Origin of the sequence: Methylomonas sp. LL1, from assembly GCF_015711015.1 — a bacterium.
In the GTDB taxonomy this organism is placed as follows: domain Bacteria; phylum Pseudomonadota; class Gammaproteobacteria; order Methylococcales; family Methylomonadaceae; genus Methylomonas.
The window spans coordinates 4,047,060-4,065,722 of record NZ_CP064653.1 but is presented as its reverse complement, the minus strand read 5'-3'; the positions used below and the strand labels follow the sequence as shown (position 1 = coordinate 4,065,722).

At 48.6% G+C, this 18,663-nt stretch carries 14 protein-coding genes; 6 read left to right on the top strand and 8 right to left on the bottom strand.

Translation table 11 applies throughout. From position 1 onward, the window contains the following. Window positions 1–101: 101 nt before the first annotated feature. The 4 genes from IVG45_RS19070 (at window position 102) to IVG45_RS19055 (ending at window position 6,093) form a co-directional block, all read left to right on the top strand. Entirely contained in the window at window positions 102–1,115 is a 1,014-nt protein-coding gene (locus IVG45_RS19070; protein WP_196435347.1) for a YagK/YfjJ domain-containing protein, read from the top strand. Between the two features lie 297 nt (window positions 1,116–1,412). Beyond that, window positions 1,413–2,999 (top strand): hypothetical protein, encoded by a 1,587-nt coding sequence (locus tag IVG45_RS19065; protein ID WP_196435346.1) that lies wholly within the window; start codon window positions 1,413–1,415, stop codon window positions 2,997–2,999. A gap of 85 nt (window positions 3,000–3,084) precedes the next feature. Next, entirely contained in the window at window positions 3,085–4,572 is a 1,488-nt protein-coding gene (locus IVG45_RS19060) for a hypothetical protein (protein ID WP_196435345.1), read from the top strand. A 30-nt stretch (window positions 4,573–4,602) separates the two neighbouring features. Further along, window positions 4,603–6,093, top strand: coding sequence for an AAA family ATPase (locus IVG45_RS19055; RefSeq protein ID WP_196435344.1), 1,491 nt, complete (start codon window positions 4,603–4,605; stop codon window positions 6,091–6,093). Window positions 6,094–6,224: 131 nt separating this feature from the next. On the opposite strand, the gene IVG45_RS19050 is transcribed toward IVG45_RS19055, so the two are convergent. The 8 genes from IVG45_RS19050 to IVG45_RS19010 all read right to left on the bottom strand — a co-directional run bounded on the left by IVG45_RS19050 (window position 6,225) and on the right by IVG45_RS19010 (window position 13,837). Further along, window positions 6,225–6,593 carry a hypothetical protein gene (locus tag IVG45_RS19050; RefSeq protein ID WP_196435343.1) on the bottom strand — a complete coding sequence of 123 codons (369 nt, stop codon included), beginning with the start codon at window positions 6,591–6,593 and terminating at the stop codon, window positions 6,225–6,227. A gap of 398 nt (window positions 6,594–6,991) precedes the next feature. Continuing rightward, window positions 6,992–7,465, bottom strand: a complete 474-nt coding sequence (radC, locus tag IVG45_RS19045) for a RadC family protein (protein ID WP_196435342.1) — start codon at window positions 7,463–7,465, stop codon at window positions 6,992–6,994. Between the two features lie 110 nt (window positions 7,466–7,575). After that, window positions 7,576–7,965: an ATP-binding protein gene (locus IVG45_RS19040; protein ID WP_196435341.1), complete on the bottom strand. Its 390-nt coding sequence runs from the start codon at window positions 7,963–7,965 to the stop codon at window positions 7,576–7,578. Between the two features lie 157 nt (window positions 7,966–8,122). Continuing rightward, window positions 8,123–9,895: a DUF4942 domain-containing protein gene (locus IVG45_RS19035; protein WP_196435340.1), complete on the bottom strand. Its 1,773-nt coding sequence runs from the start codon at window positions 9,893–9,895 to the stop codon at window positions 8,123–8,125. Window positions 9,896–9,990: 95 nt separating this feature from the next. Beyond that, on the bottom strand, window positions 9,991–10,908 hold the full coding sequence (locus IVG45_RS19030) for a recombination directionality factor (protein WP_196435339.1): 918 nt from the start codon (window positions 10,906–10,908) through the stop codon (window positions 9,991–9,993). Between the two features lie 161 nt (window positions 10,909–11,069). After that, window positions 11,070–12,212 (bottom strand): YqaJ viral recombinase family nuclease, encoded by a 1,143-nt coding sequence (locus IVG45_RS19025; protein WP_230874656.1) that lies wholly within the window; start codon window positions 12,210–12,212, stop codon window positions 11,070–11,072. Window positions 12,213–12,410: 198 nt separating this feature from the next. Next, window positions 12,411–13,382, bottom strand: a complete 972-nt coding sequence (locus tag IVG45_RS19015) for a DUF932 domain-containing protein (protein WP_196435338.1) — start codon at window positions 13,380–13,382, stop codon at window positions 12,411–12,413. Window positions 13,383–13,477: 95 nt separating this feature from the next. Further along, window positions 13,478–13,837 carry a hypothetical protein gene (locus tag IVG45_RS19010; protein ID WP_196435337.1) on the bottom strand — a complete coding sequence of 120 codons (360 nt, stop codon included), beginning with the start codon at window positions 13,835–13,837 and terminating at the stop codon, window positions 13,478–13,480. A 514-nt stretch (window positions 13,838–14,351) separates the two neighbouring features. Here IVG45_RS19010 and IVG45_RS19005 point away from each other — a divergent pair. Together IVG45_RS19005 and IVG45_RS19000 are read left to right on the top strand one after the other, a co-directional pair. Beyond that, window positions 14,352–17,117, top strand: coding sequence for a type I restriction endonuclease subunit R (locus tag IVG45_RS19005; protein WP_196435336.1), 2,766 nt, complete (start codon window positions 14,352–14,354; stop codon window positions 17,115–17,117). A 16-nt stretch (window positions 17,118–17,133) separates the two neighbouring features. Continuing rightward, a complete protein-coding gene (locus IVG45_RS19000) occupies window positions 17,134–18,648 on the top strand; it encodes a restriction endonuclease subunit S (protein ID WP_196435335.1) in 1,515 nt (504 codons plus the stop codon). Window positions 18,649–18,663 lie beyond the last annotated feature (15 nt).

The window sequence follows — 18,663 nt, the reverse complement described above, 5'->3', positions numbered from 1 at the left end:
CTAGTTTTTAGAAAAGATGGATTGCACAAAACAATCCATCGAATCAATATCTAGGCAGTGCAGGTTCGTAACTAAATCCATTTAACTATAGAGGCTTTATTATGAACTCATTAAGCAATCAACTCGCTCAAATCGGCCAATTTACACAAACCATCATCAGTCAACCTGATGACCCGCTCTACATCGTCACAGATCAGGGTAATGGCTTGTTACAGGTGCAACCGACTCAGTTAGCGAAATCGATCGAGACTCTAGTTGAACACTATCTCTACGAGATCATGGAAGAGTTTCCGATCCATGGCTTTCATCCCTATGTAAGCATATTCGTTAAAAACGCTTTGGACTGTAATTTACGATCAGCGATAGAACATCAACGATCGCTGAAAAAAACAAACGACTTATATCAGATCGGTGTTGACTATGAGGTGATGCTAGACGTCATCATCAGAATGAGGATATTCATCAAGCAGATACTGGAGGTAACGGAGACCTTAGAGTTCAAGGAATTGATCTGTAACGCTCATCGCACCGCAAAGAAAAACCGTGAAGGGATGATGCGATATATCGACTCCTTGTTCGAGCATTACTCCCGATTGGTTGTGATTAGGTTGGATTTGCATGAGGATCGTCCCATCATGAGTCATAATGACATCGAGAAGAAGTACTGGCAAGCGAAATATGACTTTAAACGTCTACTAAACAACGCCAAGATGAACAGCCTGTTCGATGCTATGGTCGGCTACATTTGGTCGTTGGAGTATGGACCAGAGCGGGGATACCATTACCACTTGGTCTTGTTCTTTGACGGTTCTCAGGTCAGAGACGATGTCTACCTTGCTTGGCAGATCGGAGATTACTGGAAATCGGTTATTACGAATGGACGTGGTTCCTACTGGAACTGCAACGATAAAAAGGCCGGCTACCACCATCTTGGTATCGGTATGATCAACTATAGCGATGTCGAGAAGATCAACAATCTGAAACAGGCTGCTGCATATCTGATAAAAGTCGATCACTACGTTCGTATGCTGACACCGGATAACGGCAGAACCTTCGGTCGTGGTGAGATACTACCTCCTAGAACCAGTACTGTAGGTAGACCTAGAGCCGCGTAAGTTTTTGCGTTAGATGTCATTGGTCGTTGGCATCCCGGAATCGATGGGTGCCAACGACATTGATTTCAGCATCAAGCATTAACCGTTTGATGGCTTTTAGCGTAAATGTGCTTGCTATGACATGTTTATCGCTCGCTCGTCAATGCGTAAGTCCTATTGAAGTATTGTGATTAAGTTCTGCTTTTACACTCAGGAGCCTGTTGCCACTGATGACATATGCTATAAGACAGTTCTAAGCTGAACGACAGATAAAGCGCATTTTTTGAATGCCCCATCTTTGCCAACGTGAAAATGTTTATGAATGAACAACTGATTCCGAACGAAGACAATCAAGATGACATTGAAGTAATCACTCGCGAAGAATTTCAAAACCTGCAAGCTGATCGTATCGAAAACGAAGTATTCGGCGGCGAAGAAAATGCTAAAAAAGCAGCTGGATTGATTCAACAGTTTGTAAGCTCTTACGGAAAAAATAAAGATCGAGTCGTGCTTGAACAATGGTTAACCGAAGAATTCCGAAGATTTCCGACCATCTGGAAAGATCAGGAAGAGCTGGAAAACACCGCTCACGAAATTATTGTCAGTGTGCAACGCGCCAACGACGCCAAGCAGTCCCTCTATGCGCATCTCGATAAAGGCAAAAGCAAAGAAAGCTGGTTAACCAAGCAGATTGAAAGCGGTGCAGCTGCGTCAGGTGCAGCAACAGTTGGGACATATGCCAAGAGTATCGACGATGCCATTAAGGCTGCCAACGAAGGCATGCGAGCTACCGTTTTCAATAAGGATGGGATAAATATTAGCGGCAACTCCAATCTGGATGGTTTCATAGCAGAGCAACATCATATTGATACATTCAATCTGGATGCTGCTAGCAAAGGTAAAACCTACCGGGCAGTAAGATTGGATCAGGATGGGAGACCTTATGGGAAAAATTCGGTAGACATCGTTATTTACGATGATAAAGGTGTAATAAAGCGTAAATATCAGTCCAAATATGGCAAAGATGCTGATGCAACCGGTAAATTGTTTGAAAAAGGGGATTATCGAGGGCAAACCAAGGTTGTACCAGAAGGGCATGCCGAAGAGATAGATCGAGCTCGGGAAACCATTGAATATGACGGTGTAGAATCTAAACCGTTATCCAAAGAAGAAGCCAAGACTCTGCAGGAAAAAGCTCGGCAACAGGAAGAAGTAAAACAGTATGATTGGAATGAAGTCAATCGAATCAATATTGCCAAAAACATCGGCAAGCAGATATTCATTGGAGCCGCGATTACCTCAGGCCTGCAAGGCGCGAGAATTTTAGGACGTCGCACATGGAATTGGATAGTTGGCAAGGAAAACCCGCCTGTAAGTGAAGATATGAAGGATTTTTTCGAAAGCTCCATTAAAAGTTGCAAACACATCGGTGTTCAGGTTGCAGTTTCTGGAGCTGTTGTCGTGGCCGTTAAGAATGGTTGGTTGGGGCAATTGCTTAAGGATTCGCCAGCGGGTCATATAGTCAATGCCGTCTATGTTGGCATGGAAAACGCGAAAATTCTATATAAGTTAGCCAATGGTGAAATGATAGCTCCCGAAGCTTTGGACGCTATGGGTAACGTTACCACTAGCGCGATTGGAGGTATTGCTGGAGCAGGTTGGGGTATAGCGGAAGGGACCACTATTGGTACAGCGCTTGGTGGGCCGGTTGGTGCGGTAATCGGCGGATTTGTTGGTGGTGTTATTGGCGGTATGGCCGGAAGCAAGATTGGAGAAGCTGTGTATTCTGGTGGAAAGGTCATTGTCAAGACAGCGGCCAAGGTTTTGAAGTCCGCTTGGGAAACCACCAAGGAAGTTGCACTAAACGCTGGTAGAGCATTAAATCCTTTGAATTGGTTTGCTTAATGAACATGTTCTAAAAAATTAATTTAAAAATGGCTAAAAGCCATCCTAAATTAATGGTAATTTAAATTTTGTTAGGGATGAAATAGTGAAAACTATAAAATTTGATTTAGCTGTCGGCGGCGTTAAGGTCAAAAATATTGATGAACTTCGGGAGTATTTCACTACGGAAATATTGGACCATTATCGTAGTGGGCGCTTGGATAAATGGTTGAATAGTCGAAACCTTAACTCGTACTCATCAAGCTTAAAAGATTTGGATGGGGAAGATGAAAAGATACTGTTAAAAAAACTATGTAATATTTTCGACGTTGCATCGGATGATATTTCTTTGCAAGCACTCTATAATAAAGCTTCAACCAAGTCCGATATAAACGAAAGCGAGGATAGTACACTCGTTGACAATATACAACCCTCTGATGGTGGAAGTGATTTTTCTGAGGAAACTTTTAACCAAAATTCGCTAGGCGACGTAGTGGTAATTTCTGATTCTCAGATGAAAGAGTTACTGTCCGCAGATCACGAAGACAATATTAAAGACTTGTTGAATGATATAAAAGAAAAAAGGATACCGGATGCCCTGCAACATAAACTTAGTGAGATAGACGGAGAAATAATAAAAATAGCGCTTTCGAGAAATCAATTTATAAATGAAGAGATACAAACGCAATTGGCAAATACCGGCACTTCGAAAATTAGAGAAGCACTCGCTGAGAATCCTGCACTTATCCAGAAGATGCAGGTTTATTTGGCAACTACCGGTAGCGAAGATGTAAAAATTGTTTTAGCACAGAACGAAGCGCTGGCCGAAGAAGTTCAAACTTTATTAGTGGATGATGAAGCCTGGAGAGTAAGAGAAGCCTTGGCTGGAAATTCGAGACTAGTTGTATCTTGCATGTCCCGCTTAATGGATGATGACGATATTGATGTAAAGGCAGCATTGGCCAGCAATAGTGCATTATTAAGTGAGTTTCAAGATATATTAGCAGAGAATGATAGAGATGAAATTATTTGTGGCTTGGCTAGAAATAAAAACCTAAAAGAAATTTTAATGATTAAATTTTCCAGAGCCTCTGGAAACGAAATAAAAAAAACGCTCGCCAGAAATTCTTCTTTACCAGAATCTTTGCAAGCCAAACTAATAAGCACAAATAATGATGATGTTAAAATAGAGCTTGCACAAAACGAGTCGCTTGCCATCGGCCAGCAGGCGGAACTCGCTAAGTCAACGAATGCTGACATTCTTGTTGTCTTATTTGATAACCCATCGCTAAGTAAAGATATTAGGTTGAAAGTAATACAAAAAGTGACATCGCATGATTTAAGTGAAGCACAAAGACAACTAGCATATTTAGAAGATGAGCGTGAGCATATTCATGCAAAGCGAATGGAAGTCGGTGAAAGCCTCAATAAAGTGATTTTTGGCAGCTCATTATTCAATCCAATGAGTAAAGTTGATAGACTTCAATCTGAAATGGATAAACTTGAAGAGAACGAGAGAGAATTAAGGGATAAAGTTGATTTTCTTTTTTACAAGATTGAAAGAATAGAATCTATTTTGGCTTTAAAGAAATAAATAAATTTTAATCCCATCTTAAAATAAATTATGACTCTTAAAGATACTCTTCGTTCTCATGCCTTATCCCATTATCCCATCCTTTACGTCGTTACCCACGATGACGCTGAAGTGGATAAATTGATTGCTGACATCGACGATAGCCGTAAGATCATCGAATGGAATATGGCGCGTGGTTTGGTTCATTTCGTAAACAAACAGTCGATGATGGAATGGTGTGATCTGGCTACAGCGCTAGACAATCTACTTGATCAAGAGCTGGCTAATCATTTTATTGTGATTCGTGATGCGCATATGGGATTACGCAATCAACCGCTTGCAATAGCCCGACTCAAGGCTTTGGTGAGCAAAATGCTGGAAGACGACGACATGCAAGTTACGGTGTTTTTGGTTTCTTCAGAGAGTTACGTGCCACGCGAACTGGAAAAGTTTATTACCTTATTCGATTTGCCTTTGCCCGACGAAACAGCAATTCGTCAAATCATCAGCGAATATGCCGATGCTTACGAAGTTGAGGTTACAGAAGAGGCGTATGGCAAGTTGGCTTTGGCCTTCCAGGGTTTGAGTCGTTATGAAATCGGCCAGTTGATTAATCGCGGCTACCAGCAGGATGGCATGATAGGTATTGAAGATGTTGATTTGGTGCAAAACGAAAAAAGCCAGATCATTAAGAAAAGCGGCTTACTGGAAGTGCTAACTGTAAGCGAAAAACTTGAAGACATTGGCGGCCTTGAAAAGCTCAAACCGTGGCTTCGGCAAAAAGCGCAGATATTTGCCGACTGGCCAGCGGCCCGATCCTTTGGTGTAGAGCCGCCAAAAGGTGTGATGATTGTGGGTATGCCGGGCTGCGGAAAATCGCTGACTGCAAAAGCCACCGCAACTTTATTCGATCTGCCGTTGTTGAAAATGGATATGGGATCTTTGATGGGCAAATACGTTGGCGAGAGCGAAGCCAATATGCGCCGAGCCATACACGTTGCAGAAGCCGTTAGCCCTTGCGTGCTTTGGGTCGATGAGGTTGAAAAAGCCTTTGTTGGTATCGGTAGCGGCAGCTCAGGTTCTGAAGTAGCGACACGTTTATTTGGTTTTTTTCTGACTTGGATGCAGGAAAAAACCAAGCAGGTATTTGTGATTGCTACTGCCAACGACATTTCATGTTTACCACCAGAATTATTGCGAAAGGGACGGTTCGATGAAATTTTCTATGTCGATTTTCCCAATGAGCAAGAACGCAATGCTATTTTCAAGGTGCATCTGAACAAGCGAAAAAAATTAAAATTAGGGTCTCGGATTCAGCTCGATCAGTTAGCTAGATCGACCGATGGTTATTCTGGGGCCGATATTGAATCTGTGATCAAGGAAGGGATAGAGAAAGCCTTTGTCGATGGTCGCGTCGAACTGGATACCGATAGGTTGTTGAACGTCATCAATGCTACGCAACCCTTGAGCCAAGTCATGAAAAGCAAGATTGAGGAACAAAAGGCTCTCTTAGAAAAAATGAAAATCAAGCCGGCATCTTGATCGACAAAATTTAGCCAATTCTTAAGTTTAAGCTCATTGTCTTGGACAAAAAGAACTGAGTCCCTCGGCGCAAAATGAGCAAACAAAAAATTTCAAGGTACTGGCCTCGGCCAGTACCTTATTCTTTGTTTTTACTGAGTTTTTTCAACCACCAGATTGAACTTGTTAAACGTTGAACCATTGGTGCCTTTCTCCTTGCCTAGCAACTGGATCAATACCAGATCACCGACCTCGGCATGCTTCATTTGCATTCCGTTACTTAGGTAACTGTTAAGGATTGCGGAAACTTGTTCCCCGGATTCTTGTTCAACAATGACCGTTTCCTGAGGACCATAGCGATCATGGTCGAAGCTGCTAAATCCCTTGATGGTTCCGATCAAGGGGTTACCGACCTCGTGCTTCCATATTTCTGGCAAGGATGATGCTACGGATTCACCCGCTGCAATCGCTTTAAGATGGGCGAATTTATCTTTTTTAGGGGTATTGTCGTTATCGAACATGGTTTGAAGCTCCAAAAAAATGAATGGTGGCATCGAAATGACATCCCAGTCTCGATGCGGTTGTGGCACTTCCTCTCGCCATACCATTAGGGTTTTTTTTAAACCTTCAGAACTCTATGCTGCCGCTGTTGTATCCCGTTTTCATACATCGTAAAGTTCTGGCTAGACGCGGTTGATTCGATTAACGTTGCGGCAGTCCGTTGATGATGAAAACCAGATGGCTTTTTGAACAACAAACTAACTAAAGAAAAAATTTACCCAGTTTTGGCACCCATCACGGGCCAAAACTGGGTGTTTTTTCAGAAAAAAGTTTTGTTTAGTTAGTTAGTTCCGAATAGCTAGGCCACTTACGGCCTTGACCTAAAACAGTTTTAAACGACCCACACGACAACGGTCCGTTACAACAAGCCGTGCTCGGCAAAGGAATACACCGATTCACCGACAATGAAGTGATCGAGCACGCGGATGTCAATCAAGGCCAAGGCCGCCTTCAGTTTTTCGGTAATCACTCTGTCCGCCTGACTGGGTTCGCTGATGCCGGACGGGTGATTGTGTGCCATGATCAGCGCCGCCGCCCTATGCTGCAAAGCCGCTTTGACCACTTCGCGCGGATACACGCTAGCGCCATCAATGGTCCCTCTGAATAATTCATCACAAGCGATAACCCGGTGCTGATTGTCCAAAAACAGACACAGGAACACTTCGTATTCGTACCGCGCCAGTTTCAACTTGATACAGTCCTTGGCTTTGTCCGTACTGGTTAAGGGCTCGCCTTTGCTGAAAGTGCGGTTGTATATCTGGATGGCCTCGAAGATCACATCCTCTTCATCAGCCACGCGGTAACGATTATTTGCTCCTCGAAGGAATAACATGGTTTTTCTCCCGTCGTCATGAAAGCCGGAGAAACGCCCACCCTTGCCGGGGTGGGATTTCCCCGGCTGGGTTGTTAAACAATGGCACCCGACATGGATGCTGTGGGCCATCAATGTTGAAATGGTCTCGACCGTCGCGTAGGCCTGATTCTGTTCAGCTTCAGCATTAGCTCGCTCAAACTCCTGGTGGATTGACTAACACTAAAACGCAGGATGTTGATGACTATTTCAGGCTTGACCGTGGATTCCCGTTCGATGATGTCAGCATCCCAGCCAGACTCGGCTACGGTCAGCAGCGTTTGCAGAGATTCAATGCCGCAGCCGTCGTCGCAGACAGTCAGTGTCTGACTGTGCGCGTCGTAGTCTAAACTGACAAAGGTCGCACCGGCACGGCGAGCATTTTGCATCAGCTCGCCCAATACCGTGGTGGCCTGGGTAAAGCTAAAGCGCAAGTTGTTGATCAATTTTTCCGGGTTAACCGCTAATTGTGTGGTTTGCATGATGTTATCCTCATAACAAAATGCCCCGATGAAATAACACAGTCTGGCCCCGTCGGGGAGCACTGTGCATTTCCCCGAGGCGGGTAATACGGGATGACCCCGTGGTTAAACTAAAATGAATGCTTGATAGCTGATAGCTGATAGCTTGATGTACAAATCACGACGCAAACGCCAGCGGGGTACCTGCTGGCGTGTTTCCCGGCAATCGCAAGCAATCGGTTTGATAGCCATCCAGTAAGGCATCAGGATCAATGCCATGATTCGCCAATACGGTATGCATGGCGGCCGTTAGCAATGCGTGGCCTTGCTCACGTTCCGACTCACCGCCGTGCTTGATCGCCCAGAATGGATTAAACCGATAATGCCGCCCATCCCGTTTACACTGCTTGTTCACTTCGGTATGGAAAGCTTTATCAAACTTTTCCGCTTGCTCGAACTGCCGCCAGAAGCCAGCACCGGCATGACCATCCATTGGCGGTAACCAGCGGCGCTGGCGTCCGACCAAGCGATTCATGCGGTCGATCAAGGTTTTGTTGGTCGGAAAGAAATGGATGGTGCCGATGCCGGGATAGTAACGGACATCGAAATAACTGCCGCTGATACGTTTCCCGATCCGAAGCTCATGAAAATGGTGATGAAACACCGCTTCCAAGCCGACCTCGGCATTAACCTTACCGTCCAGCAAGGCAAACACCTTGTCAAAGTCAGACAACAGCCGCTGCGATTCCCAGTTCAAACCGTGTTGATACGATTCGGTGGCATGGCCCGGTAGAATGAAGCGTGTGGTTTTGATGCGCATGCCCAAGGTACGGTGTTTGTCGTTGCTTTTCCAGCCCATGAAGTAGACCGTATTGTCGCTGTAATAGCGGGTGATGGCATCAAACACATCGCAAACCATGGCCAATTGGATATCGCCTTGTTGATCAATGATGCCTTGCAAAAAGCCATAGATATTCGGCACGCTAAACTCCAATGACTTTACTGCTTCGAAATCCGACTCCAAGCGTTTTTGCGCGGCTGACGACAAGCGCGAGGTGACCTGGGTCGAGCGCAGAATGCTGGACCAGGCCCGATTCTTCAGGTCATGATAGCGTTTGAACAGCGCACGCTTCACCGCATTCGATGACGACTCATCATCGCTGCCGCTGCTGCTGACGCCACCGCCATTCAGTTCACCGAGGGTTTTACCCAGCATGGCCCGATAACGACTGGCGCGGGCTTCGCTGATCACCGCTTGCCGTGCTGCTTCCACGGCGGCATTGAACATCAACACCGCATTGTCGATGAAGGCATTCGGCAACGCCAATTCATGCGGCGGTTGAAAATCCCCCGCCAACGTCTCGGCACTCGACCGGTCCTGGCGTAAATCATCCAGAATACTACCGAGAATGTCCTGCTCGAAGCATGAGGTTTTCTTCAGCCAGACCAGGGCAATCTCCACTGGCGTTTTACGTTCGGCATCGTCACCGGCAAACATCTCCGATAAGAACTCCACCTCGCCATGTTGTTCGATCAAGCGCACCAAGAATTGCCGTTCCTTTGAAAACGGATTTTTCAGCGTTTCCGCATTCAATATGGCGACAATTTCGCCGTCGAACAAAATTTCCCAGGCTTTCAATACATGGTGGACACCGTCGGCAAACGGCGGATTCATGATGATGTGCGAATAGACACTGCCGCTTTGAAACTGCAGAAAATCCATGCCCACCACCGAATAGCCTTCGTCACGCAAGGCTGCATGTTTGCGAATATCGATCTCGATGCAATCGATCGGTAGCCGTTTGCCGTACTGGTAGGGACCAGGACGAAGCAAATGCCCTTCGCCCGCCGAAGGCTCCAACACCCGTGCGAAATGCGGGTTCTTGAACATCGCCCAGGCCTTGATGCTCAGTGCTGCGGGCGTGGGGTAATATTGATAGTCATCTGTCATGGAATTCTCCCAAGAGCCCCTGACAACCGCTTCACCCCAAACAGGCATGAATCAACCCGTCGGGGTAAATGAAAAAAGTGCGGCTTTACCCCGCGTTAGGGATAGGCGCTAGCGTGAGTGGAGTCTGCGGTATCCAGCTGCCGGGTTTTAGCGTCCAGTTTTGCGGTTAATGGGGCCAGCGGCGTTGACTGGGTATCCGAGGAATCTGTGGGTTCTACCGGAAAAAACTCTTCCACCACTACCGAACCGTCATCCTCATTGTCCTCAAACGCCCCATTAGCAAACCCCAGTCTTGCCGCCTGATCCAACGCGGCTTGATCGAAGCCCGATGCTTGTCGCTCGTCATCGATGCGTTTGGCGTCCGCCAAGGCCTCTTCGATGCTTTGATGGCCGCGCAAGGTAATATCGACATAGAAAATCGCCGAGCCGTGGCTTTGACGGGTGGATTTACCGCGTAACTTGAGTTCCAATGGCATGCAGGACAGCCGGTTGCCGGATATGGCCTTGAAGTATTGCAGTCGGGCGGTCAGCGTGCGGATGCTGTTGAAACCGGTAGTCCGGAAGATAAAACTGCCCAGCGGATCATCGTCGCCAATCAGTACATTCAACCGGCCATAGGGTTTACAAGCACCGCCTTGGGCCAGATTGCAGCCTTCCGGGGCTGGACAAGGTAATTGGGCAATTCCGTCCTGGGTGCGACGCCGACAACTGTCGCCATTGCCGACACAGACCGGTCTACCTGTGTTTCTATCAAACAAACTGTATTCAGCCCGAAAGTTTAAATCAGGCTCATTGAAAAGCAACCGGATCGGAATACTGCGGATTTTGCCGCTTTGCTCCTTGCGTAATCCTGCATCCAGGGGATGCAGTAACCAGCCATCCTTGTTTTGCAACTGACTGGTGAGGGTGAATTGGTCGTCTTTCTCCGGTAAACGTTTACCGTTTTTTTCGACGACCTTGCCGATGGCAATCCGCCCAAGCACGGGCGGGGTAATGGCTAGACCTTTTAACATGGTGAACTCCTGTGGGTGAGTAGTGAGTGATTGACACTAAAAATGCATGCATAAGGCCTTGAGCGGGGTATACCCGCTCAAGGCTGTCGTGCTGGTGGTTTTGGTTTTTGCGTTGGTTTGTTGGTTTATGAGCTAATCCGCCGCCTGCACGGTGAATGGGTTTACTGAATCAAAAAGCGCCGACTGCCGGTTTTGGTGGTGGCGTACTGCTGTAACAGATCGGGCTGATCCTTCAGTAGCTTCTGGGCATCCAATACCACACTGTCCTTGGCTTTCTTCCAGGTGACGGTGCCGGTTTCGAAAACGGCTTTGCTGGCTTCGCCAATGGCTTGCTGCAAGGTTTGCTTGAACACTGCTTCCTGCTTTTCCAACTCCGCCAGACTTTGCCTGACGTTGACCAGATCGGCGAAGGTGACCGAGAGCTGTAGGTCTTGAGTGAAATCCAGGGTTTCGCCGCTATCCTGGGGATACAGACAACGCAAGGCCAAATCCGCCGATTCCGAGCCATCCGCCGGTGGCGGCGTATCGGTCTCGACGTAATGCCAGAAGCGTTGTTCCAGTGGGATCAAACGCGCGATCAAGGCCTCGTCACGTTGAATGCGATGAATCTCCAGCTCCTGACCACCGAGCAACACCGCCACATCCGCCGTGGCCTTACCGGTGACGGCCAGTTGGTGTTGCACCTGCAGTTGCACATATTCCGGCACACCGTCCCGCCATAAGCGGGCACCGTTGATGCCGGCGGTTTTGCATTCCAGAATTTGCACCTCGTCACTGCCGATGACTTCGCGGTCGATATTGGCCAGCATCCATAACAAACTCGGATGCGGGTGTTGCAGTACCGCATTGATGCGTCGGACCTTGTTACCGGTGCGCCGCGTGTAATGGGCGGCGACAATCGGCTCTAACAGATTGCCCCAGTAGGTGGGGCTGGTTTCATCGTGAGGATCGATCTTGGGCAGATTGTCGTCGCGGCCGGTTTTTTCCAGCCAAAGTTCCAGCTGGGATTTGTAGGGATTCAAACCGACTGCCGCAGCGGCATCGGAACTGCCAATGCCGCGCTTTCTGACTTCCAGCCAGTCTTCGCGCGGCAGGTCTTTGGTTTTGACCAGCCTTAAGGCGGGGCGGGGTTTACGGGGTTTACGGGGTTTACGGGGTTTACGGGGTTTACGGGGTTTACGGGGTTTACGGGGTTTACGGGGTTTACGGGGTTTACGGGGTTTACGGGGTTTACGGGGTTTACGGGGTTTACGGGGTTTACGGGGTTTACGGGGATTGCCGGGTTGTAAGGCACGGTTAGGCATAATGAGCTCCTGAGTCGTAAAGCAAAAGTGGATGAAAGACAGAAGGCAGCAACAGCCACTAACCACCAGACACAAAAACGCCCGGTCAGCCTTAAAGCTGACCAGGCGTTGTGTGTAGTAGCGTTTGATAGTGCGGTTGCTCTACTGCTGTCTGTTGTGCGAGGTATTGGCTGTTGCACGTTAACGGGTTTAGCGGGATTAAGCGGCGAGTTGCAGCGCGGTATCCAAGGCCCTTTGTTTGATAGTGGCACCTTGTCCGAACCAAGCCGAATCCATTCGACTCTCGATACTTCTAGCCCGCTTCTCATGGTCAACATACTCGGTGACGGCATTGAGCAGTCCCCAAGCCGTGCCTTTGGCCGAATCCAGTTCCGCGCCGTGGCCTTGACCGTCGTAAAGGCTCTGCACCTTTTTCAAGGCGCGTTCATTGACCAGCGTAGCGGGTTCACCGGCATTCGCCGTTGGGGTATCGCACAGTACCCGCAGAAAGTAGTTCATCGCTTCATGCGATTTAACCTTGCGTTCCGACAACATACGCATGCGGTACATGAAGGCATCCCACTGCGATACTGCCACGCCAAGTTGCTGCTTAACCGTCTGCGCTTCAAACTTGGTACTATGCGGCACTTTGATGGCTTGGGTGGCGCCATTCACCGCAATGGTCAACGTATTATTGCAAACCACCCGGATCGTGGTCGGTGTCGCCGTGGTCGCTAAGGTGCCGTCGCAGGAGGTTGCCAATAGCAGATAACCATGGACCACGTCGTTACCCTTCAGCGCGGTCGATTGTCCGGTTTTTGCTAGGGCCCAGAATTTCTTACCACCTTTCAATACGCCGGCGGTTTCCAGTTCATAGCCGGCGATTTCGGTCAGATCGCGATAGAATTCCAACACCTCGCGCGGCTGCACGATTTGATAGCGTTGGGAAACCACCGACAAAGCCTGCTTGGTATCGGAACGGTACAACACCTTTTGATCCGCAAAGGTGTGAATCGTCCCCAGATGCCCGACTTGATCGGCCATGAAGCGTACTTCGGAGGCTTCAATCTGCCAGTCCATGCCGGCTTGCTTGGCCCAAACTTCCAGGGGTTGCTTGGGGACGAGTGGATTGCCCAGGCCATGCCAGGGCGTTTGGCCAACATAGGCCATTTGTTCGAGTAAATGTGCCATAAATGACTCCTAAAGATCTATAAATAAGAAGGAATCGACCACCGGGATGGGTGATCGATTTGCATCTGTTGCTTAAATTGAAGAACTCAGAAAAGCTAAATGGCCTGATCTAGGCTGGCAGGATCGCTAAACGATAAGCCGCAGTCCTGGCAGACGTAGTTATCCAACACACGCTGGTCGATCACTTCGCCTAGTTTGGCGCCGGTCACGCCGCCGGTGGCCGCGCCAATCAGCGCGCCGAAAATGGCGCCGGCAAGACTACCTACCGCCACGCCGGCAGGACCGGCGATCAGGCCGACGGTGGCGCCAAATTCAGCACCGGCCGCAGCGCCTGTCATGGTGCCAGCCACGCCACTGGCGGCACCGCCAACCGTGCCAATCAGGCCACCGATTTTTTTGCCTCGATCCAAGCTGACAACCTGATGCGAACGACAAATGGGACATTGAATATTCATAAGAAAGGACTCCTTGAAATACGCGCAGCCGCCCTCCTCACCGGACAGATGATCGATAGCGGCTAAGCTAAGACGGAAAACAGCAGCCACCTGATCGCCGGAACGATCAGGTGGCTGTTGGGTTTGTGGAAGTTGAGTACTGTCGGTCAGTTGTGGGTTTCAGAAGAGATACCCGAAAGCAGTTCTCAGGGAGAATATATGTGATTGAGATTTTTTAATAACGGGATGTATGTAATAAAGCCATTAGATGCTAATAGTGCAATGTCGGCTTTTGCGATTATTAGCGGTGGAAATTTATCCTCTAAAGGCACAATAGTTCATTATGTGTTGCAATCCCCGGACCAAAACGGTTTCATTGGTCAACCGTAATACCGGGTCAATTGAAATTGAATTACTGACTGGCAATCCAATATTGCTGAGTTTTGGTCCTACTGAATTATACTTGTAGAAAAACAAACGGCCTTGATACGTTGCTGAGCTACTGCACGGTGCGTACCTAACCCAACGGACTGCCATGACCCTCAACCAAAACCCAGAACAACTCGCCCGCGACAACATCGACAAGCTGTTACTGCAATCAGGTTGGGTCATTCAGAACAAAAATCAGATCAATCTGCATAGCGGCACAGGCCAAGCCGTCAGGGAATACCTAACCGACACCGGTCCCGCCGATTACATTCTGTTTGTTGGTGGCAAACCAGTCGGCGTGATCGAAGCCAAAGCTGAGCAACTCGGCCACAAAATCACCACCGTCGAAGAACAAACCGCCGAATACGCCGCCGCCAAACTGAAATGGGTCAACAACAACGAACCGTTGCCATTTATGTATGAAAGCACCGGCGCGATTACTCGCTTTACCGATGCGCGCGATCCTAAGCCCCGCTCCCGCGAAGTATTCAGCTTTCATCGTCCGGAAACTTTGCAGGAATGGCTGGAACAAGGCAGCTCGTTACGCAATCGCTTGCAAAGCTTTCCCAAGCTAGACCCAACCGGCTTGCGCGATTGCCAGGAAATTGCCATTAACAACCTGGAAGACTCGTTCAAGCACAACCGCCCCCGCGCCTTGATCCAAATGGCCACTGGTTCTGGTAAAACCTATACCGCGATTACCGCCATGTATCGCTTGTTAAAGTTTACTGATGCCAAACGCATCCTGTTTCTGGTCGATACTCGCAACCTGGGCGAACAGGCCGAGCAGGAAATGATGAGCTACTCGCCCAGCGACGATAACCGTAAATTCACCGAAATCTACAGCGTGCAGCGTCTGCAATCCTCGCATGTACCCAGCAACAGCCACGTCTGCATCAGCACCATTCAGCGCCTGTATTCCATCCTCAAGGACGAAGAACTGGACAGCAGCCTGGAAGATCTCAACCCTGCCGAGCAACTGACCAAGCCCAAACAACCCATGCCGGTGGTGTACAACGCCAAAGTGCCGCTGGAGTTTTTCGACTTTATCTTCATCGACGAATGCCACCGCTCGATTTACAACCTGTGGCAACAAGTGCTGGATTACTTCGACGCTTTTCTGATTGGCCTCACCGCCACCCCGGATAACCGCACTTACGGCTTTTTCAAGAAAAACGTGGTCAGCGAATACACCCACGAAAAAGCCGTGGCCGATGGCGTTAATGTCGGTAACGAAACTTACTTGATCGAAACTCAAATCACTCAAGCGGGCAGCAACATCCCCGCCAAACTGCAAATTCAAAAACGCGAAAAACTCACTCGCAAAAAGCGCTGGGAGCAGCAAGATCAGGACGAAATCTACACCGGCAAAGAGCTGGATAACAGCGTGGTCAACCCCGACCAAATTCTTACCGTCATTCGCGCCTATCAGCAAAACTGGCCCAGCATATTTCCCGGTCGCCAGGAAGTCCCGAAAACCTTGATCTTCGCCAAAACCGACAGCCACGCCGACGACATCATTCAAACCGTGCGTGAAGAGTTTGGCGAAGGTAACGCCTTCTGCAAAAAAGTCACCTATAAAGCCGACGAAGACCCCAAATCCACGCTGTCTGACTTCCGCAATGCCTATTACCCGCGCATCGCCGTCACCGTGGACATGATCGCCACCGGCACCGACGTTAAACCGTTGGAATGCCTGCTGTTCATGCGCGATGTGCGCAGCCGCAACTACTTCGAGCAAATGAAAGGCCGTGGCACCCGCACCCTGGATTTGGACGGCTTGAAAAAAGTCACCCCGTCCGCCGTCAGCGCCAAAACTCATTACGTGATTGTCGATGCCGTTGGCGTCACCAGTTCGTTAAAAACCGCCAGCCAGCCCTTGATTACCAAACCCACCGTGTCGCTGAAAGATTTAGCCATGGGCGTGATGATGGGCGCCAACGACACCGACACCATCAGTTCGCTGGCTGCGCGCCTGGCACGCCTTAACCAGCAGCTCAATCCGAAAGACCAGGACAAAATCCAAAAACTGACTGATGGCGTTTCCCTCAGTCAGCTCATCAACAAGCTGTTCAACGCCATCGACGCCGATACCGTCAGCCAAACCGCCTGCCAACTGGCCGGACTACCTGCCGATGCCGAACCCAGCGAACAGCAGTACCAGCAAGCCCAGGCACAACTGGTTAAAGACGCCGCCAAAGTCTTGAATGGCCCATTGATAGAACTGATCGACAGCATCCGCCGAGACAAAGAGCAAACCATTGATCACGTCAATCTGGACGAACTCAAGTTTGCTGGTTGGTCTGCCGATGCTCAGGCCAGCGCACAAAACCTGGCGCAGGAATTTGCCGATGCCCTGGCCAGCTACAAAGACCAAATCGAAGCGTTGAGCATTTTTTATGACCAGCCGCAACGCCGTCGCGACATCACCTACGCCATGCTGCAACAGGTGTTGGAGACCTTGAAAACCGACAAACCCAAACTGGCCCCGCTGCACGTCTGGCAAGCCTATAGCCAACTCGACAACTACCAGGGCAAACAACCGGTCAGCGAACTGACCGCCCTGATCGGCTTGATCCGCCGCGTCTGCGGCATCGATAGCCAATTGGCCGACTACGACAGTACTGTGCGCCGCAACTTCCAAACCTGGATCATGCGCCACCATGCCGGCAACCCGGACAAATTCACGGAAGAACAGATGGCCTGGCTGCAAATGATCCGCGACCACATTGCCGTGTCCTACCACATCGAACGCGACGACCTGGAACTGGCCCCGTTCGACGGCCAAGGCGGCTTGGGCAAGATGTATCAGTTGTTTGGGGCGGAGATGGATACTGTGCTGGATGAACTGAATGAAGCGTTAGCTGCTTAAATAATTACTGGATCAGATGAACTTAGAAAATCAATCAAGGGAATTACCGAAATCTTGGGTGGTAGTTAAACTCGGAGACTTCGTTGTTAGCGAGAAAGGAAAAAAGCCAAAAAGCGAGTCGAACATCGAAAACTCAACTCACCTTTTGCCTTATGTTGATATTCAGGCTTTTGAAGAGGGTGTTATAAAATCGTGGACCGATGGTGTTGGTTGCAGATTATGTTTTGAATCGGACTTCTTAATGGTGTGGGATGGTTCTAGGTCTGGTTTAGTAGGTAAAGGTGTAAATGGAGCACTTGGCAGTACATTAGTGCGCATCAATTTCCCATCAATGGTGAACGACTATGCGTTCTATTTTTTGCAGTCGAAATACCAACAAATCAATACTCGTGCGAAAGGAAGTGGAACGCCACACGTTGATCCTGATTTAATTTGGAATTATCAATTCCCAATTCCACCAATCAACGAACAACACCGCATCGTCGCCAAAATCGAAGCCTTGTTTTCCGAGCTGGACAAAGGTATCGAAAGCTTTAAAACCGCCCGCGAGCAACTGAAAATCTACCGGCAAGCACTGCTGAAACATGCCTTTTCCGGCAAACTCACCGAGCAATGGCGAGCGGAAAATGCGAGTAAATTGGAAAGCACCGAAGCCTTGCTGCAACGCATCCAAACCGAGCGCCAGCAACGCTATCAGCAACAACTTAAAGACTGGGAAGCCAACGGCAGACCAGGCAGTAAACCCAAAGCCCCCAAAACCTTGCCGACGTTGACGACTGAGGAATTGGCCGAGTTGCCGGGTTTGCCGGAGGATTGGATTTACGTACGAGCTGAAGAAATTTCTGATTTCATCACTAAAGGCACAACACCAAGCAAGGAATTGCTTTTTGAAGGAGACGGAGAAATTCCGTTTATCAAAGTGTATAACCTAACTAAAACAGGTTTTCTAGACTTTAGCATTGATCCAACCTTTGTAAATCGCCAAACTCATAATGGTTTTTTAGCGCGTTCCAAGGTTTATCCCAGTGACGTTTTGATGAATATCGTCGGCCCGCCACTGGGAAAGGTTTCTATCGTTCCAGATAGTTATCCAGAGTGGAATATAAACCAAGCAATAGCTATTTTTAGAACTGAGTTAGTTTCCATTAAGTTTCTCGCTGCATATTTATCTTTCGAAGATACTGTACGGGCAATGATGAAAAAATCGAAGGCAACAGCAGGACAATTCAATCTAACCCTTGAAATTTGCAGAGAAACACCAATTCCTTTCTGCGGAAAACTCGAGCAGATTGAAATTGAATATTTAGTCGACACCAAAATATCTGGAATTGACCAACTCGACCAAACCATCACCACCGCTCTGCAACAAGCCGAAGCCCTGCGCCAATCCATCCTGAAAAAAGCCTTCTCCGGCCAGTTGGTGCCGCAAGACCCGAACGACGAACCGGCCAGCGTGTTATTGGAACGGATTCGCGCCGAAAAAGCCCAAGCCAATATTCAACCCACCCGCCGTCGTGTTAAAACAGCCTGAAACCCTTATTGGAGC